This window comes from Kitasatospora sp. NPDC057198, assembly GCF_042670125.1.
GTDB lineage: Bacteria > Actinomycetota > Actinomycetes > Streptomycetales > Streptomycetaceae > Kitasatospora.
On the sequence record NZ_JBHUWH010000302.1, the window covers coordinates 1 to 9,907 of the forward strand.

A 9,907-nucleotide genomic window follows, 5' to 3' on the forward strand; every position below is an offset into this window, starting at 1 on the left:
GGTGGTCGGCGCGCTGCAGGGCGGTGACGACGGCGGCGACGATCTCGGGCCGCTGGACGGCGAGTTCGCGGCGGGCGAAGAACACCGAGCGGTCGGCGATGACGTCGCCGGTGCGGATCAGTTCGCGGAAGTTCCCGGTGCGGCGGGCGGCGGCGAGTTCGGCGCCCTGGGCGATCCAGCCGGCGATCCGGCCGGCGGCCAGCCGCTCGGCCTCGTCCCCGGCGGGGCGCTCGGCGGTGATGTCGTCGCGGTACGAAAGCCCGTGCTGATGCAGGGCCTTGGCGAGCAGGTGGGTCTGCCAGGAGCCGATGCCGAGCACCACGGTGCCTCCCTCGAGGTCGGCGACCGAGTGCACCGGCCCGTCGGCGGCGACCAGCAGCGCGCCGTGGTCGGGACGGGGCGCGGAGACGGCGGTGTAGACGATGTCGTGTCCGGCGGCCTGCGCGGTGATCGGCGGGGTGGAGCCGGTGCCGCCGAAGTCGATGGTGCCGTCGGCCAGGTAGGAGCCGGTCCTGGTGCCGTCCGTGTAGTGGTGGAACTCGGCGCTCTCGCCGAGCGGGGCCAACTCCTGCTGGAGGTAGTCAAGTCGGGCCAGGTGGTAGAGGGAGGGGTTGGAGCGGTGCACACCGACGGTGACGGTCATGGCGGTCTCTTTCCTTGGAGGGGTGGCTGGTTGACGTGCCGGGTCAGCTGACGTGCTGTGGTGCGGGGTCCTGGTGCACGCCGAGGTCGGCGAGCAGGCGGCGGCGCAGCGCCGCGAAGTCGGGGTCGGCGGCGTCCCGGGGGCGTTCGACGGTGACGGTCTCGTCGCGGACGAGCGCGCCGTCGCGCAGCACGGCGACCCGGTCGGCGAGCCGGATCGCCTCGTCCACGTCGTGGGTGACCAGCAGGACGGCGGGCCGGTGCTTGCGGCACAGTTCGCCGACCAGGTCCTGCATGCGCAGCCGGGTGAGCGCGTCCAGGGCGGCGAACGGCTCGTCCAGCAGCAGGAGTTCGGGTTCCCGGACGAGGGCGCGGGCGAGCGCGGCGCGCTGGGCCTCGCCGCCGGAGAGGGTGCCGGGCCAGGCGTCGGCGTGGTCGGCGAGGCCGACCTCGGCCAGTGCCCGGCGGCCGGTCTCCCGGGTGGCGGCGCCGCGCGGCAGGCCGACGGTGACGTTGCCCAGGACGCGCTTGGACGGGATCAGCCGGGGTTCCTGGAAGACCACGGTGCGCGAGGGCGGGACGAGCACGGTGCCCTGGTCGGCGCGGTCGAGGGCGCCGAGGATCCGCAGCAGGGTGGTCTTGCCGGTGCCGGAGGCGCCGAGCAGGGCGAGGAACTCGCCGCGGGCGATGTCCAGGTCGATGCCGTCCAGGACGGCCCGGGTGCCGAACACCCTGCGCAGGCCGCGCAGGTGGACCGCGGGGATGGCGGGGGCGGGGGTGCTCATCGTCCGGCCCCCTGCCGTTCGCCGGCGGGCCGCCAGGGCATCAGGACGCGTTCCAGGACGCGGACCGCGCCGTCGGCGGCCAGGCCGAGCAGGCCGTAGATCAGGATGCAGACGGCGAGCACGTCGGTGCGGGAGAAGTTCTGCGCCTGGGCCATCAGGTAGCCGATCCCCTCGGTGGAGTTGATCTCCTCGGCGGCGATCAGCGCGATCACGCTGAGCGTCATCGACAGCCGCAGCCCGGAGAGCAGGGCGGGCAGCGCGCCGGGCAGCACGACCTCGCGGACCACGGCCCAGCGGGAGAGGCCGAAGCTGCGCATCGCCTCGACGAGTCTGCGGTCGGTGTTGCGGACGCCGCCGGAGGCGGAGACGTACATCGGGAAGGAGGTGGCGACGCCGATCAGCGCGATCTTCGCGGTCTCGGTGATGCCGAACCAGACCATGAACAGCGGCACCAGCGCCAGGAACGGTACGGTGCGCAGGACTTGGACCGCGGAGTCGAGCAGTTCCTCGCCGAGCCGGAAGAAGCCGGTGACCACGCCGAGCACCAGGCCGGTGCCGGCGCCGAACAGCAGGCCGAGGGCGGCCCGGGTCAGCGAGGTGGAGAGTGCGTCGGCGAGCTGTCCGTTGCCCCACAACTCCTTTACCGCTTGCAGGACTTGGCCGGGCGAGGCGAGCACGTCGGGGGTGAGCGCGCCGGTCGCCGAGGAGATCTGCCAGGCGGCGAGCAGGGCCAGTGGGCCCAGGGTGCGCAGGGCGAGCGAGACGCCGCGCGGCCGGACGGCGGTGGCGCGGGCCTGCGGAGCGACCAGTCCGGCGGCCCGGACCGCCTCGGTGGTGGCGGTCATTTTCCGCTCCCGGCAAGGGAGTTGACGTCGATCAGGTAGGGCTTGACGTCGACCAGGGACTTGGTGACGCCCTGGTCGGCGTAGAACTCGGCGACCACGGCGAACCGGGCGGCGTCGGCGCCGGTGATCGGCGACTCGACGGCGCGCTGCCTGCCGAAGTCGACGGCGATCTCCTTCTCGGCGGGGGTGACGGCGGTCGGGCCGGCGTCGGTGAACACGTTGAGGTAGGCGGCCGGGTCGGCCTTCTCCTTGGCGCCGTTCTCGTGCAGGTAGGCGTAGAACGCCTTCACCACCTCGGGGTGCTTCTCGGCGAAGGACGAACGAACCGCCCACACCGCGTAGTTGTCGCTGCCGACGGCCTTGCCGTCGGCCAGGAAGTGCGAGTTCGCGTTGGCGATGGCGGGGATCGAGAAGGTGCCCCAGGTCGCCCAGGCGTCGACTTGGCCGGAGTTGAAGACGCCGGAGGTCTGGTCGGCCCGCAGGTAGACCCGCTGGACCCGGTCGGCCGGGATGCCGTTCTTCTCGAGCGCCTTGAGCAGCAGGTACTCGGAGGTGCCGCCCTGCGAGACGGCGACCTTCCTGCCGACCAGGTCCTTGATCTCCTTGATCGGGGAGCCGTTCTTCACCAGGATGCCCTCGCCGGCCCCGTCCGGTTCGGTCTGCGCGAACAGCTTGAAGCCGGGCTTCTGGGCGAGCGCGGCGACGGCCGAGGTGATCGAGCCCTGGGCGACGTCCAGTTGGTCGGCGTTGAGGGCCTGCGCGGCGGGGGCGAACGGCCCGGCGCTGCCCGTCCAGACCACCTTGGCGTGCACGGCGGCCAGCGCCGCGTCCAGCGTGCCGTCCTTCTTGCCCCTGGCGAGGAAGCCGGAGTTCCCGGGGTCGGGCACTCTCAGCACCACCTCGGCGCCGCCCCTGCCGTCGGCGGAGGCCGAGGCGTCCTTCGCGGACGAGCCGCAGGCGGTCAGGGCGAGCGCGGCGACGGCGGTCAGGGCGGTGGCGGCGAGCAGGGTGCGGCGGCGGACGGGGGTGCGCATGCGGTTCTCCAGGAAGGGCGGTCGGGTCAGGAACGGGCGGCGAGCAGGGCGCGGGCGGCGGCCAGCGGGGCGGGGTCGGCCCAGGCGCGGACGTCGACCCGGTCGGCGAGGAAGCCCTGGGCGTGCAGGAACTCCTGCTGCTGGGCGAGGAGTTCGAGGCGTTCGGCGGACAGGTCCGGGCGCAGGGTGCGGTGGCTGCCCGCCGCGTAGGCGCCCGCGACGCCCTCCGGTCCGGCGCCGGTCTCGGCGCCGAGGATCCGGGCGACCTCCGCGGGCCGTCCGGCGGCCCAGTCGGCGGCGCGCAGCAGTACGGCCAGGAAGCGGGCCACCAGCTCGGGGTGCTCGTCGAGCAGGTGCTGGTGGACGGTGATCGGGCGCGGGGTGCCGTTGTTGACCCGGTGCCGGCGGTCCGGCAGCGCGTCCAACTCGACAGCGGGGACGGTCCCGTGGCGGCGGGCGGCCTCCACGGCGAGCGCGCCCTTCACGTACACGGCGTCCACCCGGCCCTCGGCCAGCGCGGTCAGTTCGGCCTCCCACTGGCCGCCGCCCGGCTCGGCCTCGACGTCCACCCAGGTGGCGCCGGCCGGGGCGATCCCGGCGGAGGCCAGGGCGCCGTGATGGCCGGCCAGCGCCATCGCCCGCCAGAAGTCGATCGCGATCGGGTGCCGGGGCACCGCGAGCCGGCGGCCGCGCAGCCCTTCGGCGGAGTCGATGCCGCTGCCCTCCCGGACGAGCACCGCCTGGCGCTCCTCGATCCAGGTCAGGCCGATCAGCCTGGTCCGCTCGCCGCGCGAACGGGCCCACAGCGCCGGGACGTTGCCGCCCTCCCGGAACAGGCCGGTCAGCGCGTGGGTGTAGTGGTGGTCGGCGGCGACCTCCGGCGGGACGTCCTGCAGCGAGCGCACCGCGATGCCCTCGGCCGCGAACTCCCGCGCCAGCCAGCCCCGGTCGGCGGCGATGCCGGTGGCGGTCGGTACGGGGCAGCGGGTGAACCACAGCGTGTCCGGGTACGGGGGCGCGGCGGGGGGCGTGCTCATGGCGGGGCTCCGGTGATCGACAGGAGGCGCGCGGGCGCCGTGCCACATGGTGGGAACGGCCGCGCGGGAGAAGGGGGTTCGCGAAGGGTCAGCGACAACAGGAGGAGTGGCACCGGTGCGACTTCACGGTGGACTCCCTCCTGCTCGAACCGGCTGACGGACTGAGCGTTCCACCTGACCGGGGGCCGGATCAAGCCTTGCCAGATGATGGGACCACCTGTTCACGGAAGGCCGGACAGCCGCAACACTGCCGACATGCTGCCGCCGTGATCGCCCCCATATCCTGGGAGCAGAACGGAAGTTGACCGACGAGCCGAACCGGAGAAGCGCGATGCCCGCCCCCGGAACCCTCCCCGCTCCGCCGAGCGGCGCCCAGGCGGTCCACCGGGCGCTCGGCCTGCTGGACTGCTTCCACGACAACGGGCCCGACCTGAGCGCCTCCGAACTGGCCCGCCGCACCGGCCTGTCCGTCTCCACCGCGCACCGCCTGGCCCGCACCCTGGTCGCCACCGGCTTCCTCGACCAGGACGAGCGCACCGCCCGCTACCGGCTCGGCCCGGCCGTCGCCGAACTCGGCCGGCTCACCTTCCACCAGCGCGGCCTGCACCTGGCCGGCCCCGAGCTCGACCGGCTGGCCGCCCGCACCGGCGCCACCGCGGACCTGGCCATCCGCTCCGGCCCGCACGCCGTCGTCCTGGTCGGCGGCTCCGTCCTGCCCCCCACCGGGCCGGGCCTGCGCCGCCCGCTGCACTCCACCGCCCTCGGCAAGGTGCTGCTGGCCTGGCCCTCCCCCACCGACCCGCCGCTGGACGGGCCGCTGCCCGCCTACACCCCGCGCACCCTGACCGACCCGGCCGCGCTGGACGCCGAACTCGCCCGCACCCGCGAACGCGGCTACGCCCTCAACGACGGCGAGTCCGCCCCGGACGTCCGCACCCTCGCCGTGCCCGTCCTCGACCGCATCCCGGCGGCCCGCTTCGCCCTGGCCGTCCGCTCCACCCCGGCCCGCCTCCCGGACGAGGACCTCCCCCGCGTCCTCGCCCACGCCCGCACCTGCGCGGCGGCGCTCACCGTCCTGCTGCTGCCCCCGGAGCGGCGTTCCTGAGCGCGTCCGGCCCGGCGCCGAGCCGCAGCACCGTGTCGAGCTGGTGGTCGAGCACCCGTACGGCGGCCTCCGGCGTGCGGTGGCCGAGCGCGACGTCCACGCCGAGCGCGGTGGCCAGCGACCAGCAGATGTCGGCCTCGACCAGCTCGTCCCCGCCCGGCCCCCGCCGGGCCGTCGCGATCAACCCGGCCGTGAGGGAGAGCAGTTCGCCGTCGACCGGGGCCAGCACCCGGGCCAGCTGCGGATCGCCCGCCGCCCTGGCCGCCACCGCCAGGGAGAACCGCATCAGCCGCACGCCCTCCTCCCCCGGGTCGACCAGCGCGTGCAGGCAGGCCCGGAGCACCTCCTCGGGAGCGCTCGCGCCGGCCGCCGCGACCGCCTGTTCGATGCCCGCGTTCACCGCCCGCACCGCCCGGTCGAGCGCGTCCCGCACCAGGTCGTGCATCGAGGGGTAGTAGTGCTGCACCTGCCCCATCGAGACCCCCGCCTCGTCGGCCACCTTGCGCAGCGTCACCTGCTCGACGCCGCCCCGCACCGCCAGCGCCCAGACGGCCTCGACCAGCCGCGCCCGACGCTGCTCGTGGTCCACGATCTTCGGCACCGCGCCTCCTCCGCCACCGCCGTTCGCCATGCGGGTGCATTGCGAACCGGCCTCCAGTTTATTACCATGCAAGTGCATGGTAAAAGACCCGGAGATCCGAAAGGCAGCACGGTGAAGCACCACCTCCTGCAGGTCCTCGGCATGATCCTGTTCGTCCTCGGCGCCCAGGGGGCCGTCCGCCTGCTCGTCGACCACGCCGACACCGGCCTGCTCGCCCGACTCCCCGGCGGCTTCCCCGCCGCCCTGGCCGTCTACGTCCTGGCCGCCGTCGCCGGCGCCCTCCTCGCCGACCGGGCCCACCGCGCCGGGAAGGCCGCCGGGAAGGCCGCCGGGAAGGGCGACTGACGGCTCCGTCGGCGGACGGGCGAGCACCGACGCAGCGGGCAACGGGCACGGCGAGGACGGGCCCGGCGCGCGGAAGCGCGAAGGCCGCGGTGGGGGCCGGTGCAACCCCTCGCCGCGGCCTTCGCGCGCGCGTGCCGGTCGTCGGCGCGTGCCGGTCGCTACGCCGCCGGGGCGTACTTGTAGCCGACCCGGCGGACGGTGACGATGGTGTCGCGGTAGGCCGCGCCGAGCTTGCGGCGCAGGCGGGCGACGTGGACGTCCACGGTGCGGCCGTCGCCGACGTGGCCGTAGCCCCAGACGGTGTGGACGAGCTGGTCGCGGGTGTGGACGCGGTGCGGGTGCTCGGTGAGGTGGGCGAGGAGTTCGAACTCGAGGTAGGTGAGGTCGAGCAGCGCGCCGTCGACGTAGGCGTTGCGGCGGTCGGGATCGACGGAGATGCCGCGGTCGGCGGGGCGGGTGAACGGCCGGGCGGGCGCCGGGGCTTCGGCGGCGGGCGCGGCGGCGGCCGGGTTCTCGGCGGGCACCAGGACCAGGTAGCCGACCAGCGGGGAGTCGGCCGCGCCGAGCTGGGCGAGCAGCCCCTGCGGGAGGACGGACTGCGGGAGGGCGGCGACCACGGCGGCGCCGCCCTGGAGCCCGGCGAGCAGGCTCTCGGGGGCGCGGACGGGGGCCGGGGCCGGGGCGGCGGTCGCGGCGACCGGTCGGGGCGCGGCGGCCCGCCGGTGTTCGGCGGCGGGGGCGGCGCCCGCGGGGGCGAGGTCGGGGAGGGAGCGGACCGCGCGCAGGTGCGGGGTCGCGGTGGCGGTGGCGGCGTACGACATGTGAGGGCTCTTTCGCGCGTGACGGTCGGTGAGTGGTCGTCGTCTGCGCTTCCGGCGCACGGGAGTTGACGGTGGGTCAGGTCCGGTGCCGGGAGGCGCTGGTCGCGCGCCGACAGGTCAGGTCGAAGTGGTGGCTCCGGCGCGGTGGCCAGAACGGTTCGAGGAGGGTGCGCGGGTGCACGGTCGTTCTCCGGGGCGCTGCGTGGGTCGACGGGGACGCACGGAACCGCCACCGCCCGGCGGGAGCGGGCGGGGTGGCGGCGCGTCAGCGACAGCAGGCGCTGTAGATCCGGCCGTGGTCGATGTACCGGCGGACGGTGAGCAGGGGGAGTGCGGCGATGCGGACCGAGACGGTCATGGCGCGGCTCCTCCCCCGGAGTGTGTCGGGCTCCGCGGCCGTTCGGCGGCGGGCACGGCTACGAGACTTCCACGCCCGGCGCCCGGAAGGCAACCCACTGGAGGAACGCATCCGCAGGCCGAGACAGAAGACGTCCACCATCCGGACGCCACCGCCGCGACCTGCGGGAAAGCAAAGAATATCGGAGGCAGAAGTACCTTGCCCGTCCGAACCCGGCGGGCCCGTCCGGACCCGGCAGGCCCGTCCGAACCCGGCCCGTCCGGGCCCGGAACGGCGTCAGAGCCGTACGCCGGCCCGCTCCGCAGCGTGCTCGACCAACCGGATCAGCAGTTCCTTGCCGTCCTCGCGGCGCCGGGCGTCGCACAGCAGCACGGGCACCCCCTCCGGCAGGTCGAGCGCGGCGCGCACGTCGTCGGGGGCGTACACCTCGGTCCCCTCGAAGCAGTTGACGGCGACGACGAACGGGATGCCGCGCTGCTCGAAGTAGTCGACCGAGGGGAAGGAGTCGGCCAGCCGCCGGGTGTCGGCGAGGACGACCGCGCCGAGGGTGCCGCGGGCGAGTTCGTCCCAGACGAACCAGAACCGGTCCTGGCCGGGGGTGCCGAACAGGTAGAGGGCGAGGCCGGGCTTGAGGTCGATCCGGCCGAAGTCCATCGCGACGGTGGTGGTGCGCTTGGCCTCCACCCCGGCGGTGTCGTCGACCGGGCGGCCGATCTCGCTGAGCGACTCCTCGGTGCGCAGCGGGCGGATCTCGCTGACCGCGCCGACCAGGGTGGTCTTGCCCGCGCCGAAGCCGCCGGCGATCAGGATCTTGACCGCGCTGGTGGCCCAGGGGGCCTTGCGGGCGGCGGTGGAGGTCGACGGGGCGTCAGAGTGCACGGAGGCCATTGATCACGTCTCGCAGCAGGCGCTCGTCCGGTTGCTGGGCGAGCTGGAAGGGTCGGGTGACGCTGATCAGATCGGCGTCGTGGAGGTCGCCGAGCAGGACCCGGACCACGCTCACCGGCAGGTCGGTGTAGGACCCCAGCTCGGCGACGCTGAGCGGCTCGTCGCGGCAGAGCTCGAGGATCGCGTGGTGTTCCGGGCCGAGCGCGAGGTCGGGGCGGGCACCGCCGGGGCCGGCCGGGCCCGCCCCGGCGGCGGTGACCAGGGAGATCAGGTCGAACAGGCCGTCGTCGACCGGGCGGGCGCGTCCTCCGGTCATCGAGAACAGCCGGACCACCGGCCCGGCCTCGTCGTCGAACCAGCGGTCGTCCACCGGGGTGCGGGGCGCGAACAGGTCGACCGGCTCCTGGCCGGCCGCCCCGTCGTCCGCGGGCGCACCGCTGGGGCCGGCCGGGGCGGGGGCCCCGGTCGGCTCGGTCGGCTCGGGCTCGCTCATCGAATCGGTCATCTCCCGGGCAGGGTGTTCTCGGTCCTCGGTTCGGCGGCCAGGTGCTCGCCGACGCGCTTGACCAACAGTGCCATCTCGTAGGCGATCTGGCCCACGTCGGACTCGGCGTCGCTGAGCACGGCCAGGCAGCTGCCGTCACCGGCGGCGGTGATGAACAGGAACGCCTCGTCCAGCTCGACCATGGTCTGCCGGACGCCGCCGACCTGGAAGTGCCGGCCGGCGCCCTTGGCGAGGCTGTGGAAACCCGCGGCGACCGCGGCGAGGTGCTCGGCGTCCTCGCGGCCGAGGCCGCTGGAGACACCGGTGGCCAGGCCGTCGCTGGACAGGATCACCGCATGCCGAAGGGTCGCCACCCGGCCGACCAGGTCGTTGAGGAGCCAGTCGAGGTCCCCGGACGGCGGTGTTGTTGCGGTCATGATTCGGTTCCTTCTGCTGGTGCGGGCGGTGCGGGCGGCGGTTGGTGCGCCGACGGGACGGAACGGGCGGGGGCGGCGGGCAGCGCGGGCGGCACCGGCGCGGAGGGCAGTGCGACCCGCAGTCTGGGCGCCTGCCCGGGGACGGGCTGCTGCGGCCGCACCGGGACGGGCCCGCCGCCGGGCGGCTCCGGCTCGGAGCGCACCACGGTGAGCGAGGGGGGCTGGAGCCGGTCGCCGCGGCCGCGGGCGAAGCCGCGCTGGAAGGAGGAGAACGCGGAGCGGGCCTCCTCGGGGTCCCGCTCGCGGGCCGGTTCGGCGGGCTCGGGGCCGCCGCCGGTGCCGGGCCGCAGCTGGGGCGCCAGGTTGGCCTGCCGGACGCGCTTGGGCAGCAGCCCGCCGGCCACCGGGGTGAGCGCGGGCCCGGCCGGCGGCGCGGCGGCGGACGGCCCGGCCGGCTCCGCGGGCGAAGGCGCAGCGGCACCCGGGGCACCCGCGACGCCCGGGGCGGACGCGGCGCGCACGGCG

At 75.2% G+C, this 9,907-nt stretch carries 12 protein-coding genes and 1 pseudogene; 2 read left to right on the forward strand and 11 right to left on the reverse strand.

Annotation, left to right across the window (positions count from 1 at the left end):
- From ACFUEL_RS27500 to ACFUEL_RS27520, 5 genes are all read right to left on the reverse strand, one after another.
- On the reverse strand, nt 1-643 hold a 643-nt coding region (locus ACFUEL_RS27500), incomplete at its 3' end, for an ABC transporter substrate-binding protein (RefSeq protein ID WP_380239453.1).
- A gap of 43 nt (nt 644-686) precedes the next feature.
- A complete protein-coding gene (locus ACFUEL_RS27505) occupies nt 687-1,427 on the reverse strand; it encodes an ABC transporter ATP-binding protein (protein ID WP_380239454.1) in 741 nt (246 codons plus the stop codon).
- Nucleotides 1,424-2,272 carry an ABC transporter permease gene (locus tag ACFUEL_RS27510; protein WP_380239455.1) on the reverse strand — a complete coding sequence of 283 codons (849 nt, stop codon included), beginning with the start codon at nt 2,270-2,272 and terminating at the stop codon, nt 1,424-1,426. The genes ACFUEL_RS27505 and ACFUEL_RS27510 overlap by 4 nt, the downstream gene beginning before the upstream one ends.
- Nucleotides 2,269-3,306, reverse strand: coding sequence for an ABC transporter substrate-binding protein (locus ACFUEL_RS27515; protein ID WP_380239456.1), 1,038 nt, complete (start codon nt 3,304-3,306; stop codon nt 2,269-2,271). Before ACFUEL_RS27515 ends, ACFUEL_RS27510 begins: the two co-directional genes overlap by 4 nt.
- A 26-nt stretch (nt 3,307-3,332) precedes the next feature.
- Entirely contained in the window at nt 3,333-4,343 is a 1,011-nt protein-coding gene (locus ACFUEL_RS27520) for an ABC transporter substrate-binding protein (protein WP_380239457.1), read from the reverse strand.
- A 331-nt stretch (nt 4,344-4,674) separates the two neighbouring features.
- Between ACFUEL_RS27520 and ACFUEL_RS27525 the strand changes: the two genes are divergently transcribed.
- The gene (locus tag ACFUEL_RS27525; RefSeq protein WP_380239458.1) at nt 4,675-5,448 is read left to right on the forward strand and encodes an IclR family transcriptional regulator; all 774 of its coding nucleotides are present in this window, start codon (nt 4,675-4,677) and stop codon (nt 5,446-5,448) included.
- On the opposite strand, the gene ACFUEL_RS27530 is transcribed toward ACFUEL_RS27525, so the two are convergent.
- Entirely contained in the window at nt 5,411-6,049 is a 639-nt protein-coding gene (locus tag ACFUEL_RS27530; protein ID WP_380239459.1) for a TetR/AcrR family transcriptional regulator, read from the reverse strand. The genes ACFUEL_RS27525 and ACFUEL_RS27530 overlap by 38 nt on opposite strands.
- A gap of 111 nt (nt 6,050-6,160) precedes the next feature.
- On the opposite strand from ACFUEL_RS27530, the gene ACFUEL_RS27535 reads away from it, so the two are divergent.
- A complete protein-coding gene (locus tag ACFUEL_RS27535; RefSeq protein ID WP_380239460.1) occupies nt 6,161-6,394 on the forward strand; it encodes a hypothetical protein in 234 nt (77 codons plus the stop codon).
- Between the two features lie 158 nt (nt 6,395-6,552).
- Here the strand turns inward: ACFUEL_RS27535 and ACFUEL_RS27540 are convergent, their stop codons facing one another.
- From ACFUEL_RS27540 to ACFUEL_RS27560, 5 genes and pseudogenes are all read right to left on the reverse strand, one after another.
- Nucleotides 6,553-7,215, reverse strand: a complete 663-nt coding sequence (locus ACFUEL_RS27540) for a winged helix-turn-helix domain-containing protein (RefSeq protein WP_380239461.1) — start codon at nt 7,213-7,215, stop codon at nt 6,553-6,555.
- Between the two features lie 634 nt (nt 7,216-7,849).
- A complete protein-coding gene (locus ACFUEL_RS27545) occupies nt 7,850-8,461 on the reverse strand; it encodes an ATP/GTP-binding protein (protein WP_380239462.1) in 612 nt (203 codons plus the stop codon).
- The gene (locus ACFUEL_RS27550; protein WP_380239463.1) at nt 8,442-8,966 is read right to left on the reverse strand and encodes a DUF742 domain-containing protein; all 525 of its coding nucleotides are present in this window, start codon (nt 8,964-8,966) and stop codon (nt 8,442-8,444) included. Before ACFUEL_RS27550 ends, ACFUEL_RS27545 begins: the two co-directional genes overlap by 20 nt.
- Complete coding sequence (locus ACFUEL_RS27555; RefSeq protein ID WP_344556529.1) at nt 8,963-9,382, reverse strand: roadblock/LC7 domain-containing protein; 420 nt, start codon at nt 9,380-9,382, stop codon at nt 8,963-8,965. Before ACFUEL_RS27555 ends, ACFUEL_RS27550 begins: the two co-directional genes overlap by 4 nt.
- Nucleotides 9,379-9,907 (reverse strand): annotated as a pseudogene (locus ACFUEL_RS27560) (hypothetical protein); the annotation flags it as partial. The pseudogene ACFUEL_RS27560 and the gene ACFUEL_RS27555, both read right to left, overlap by 4 nt.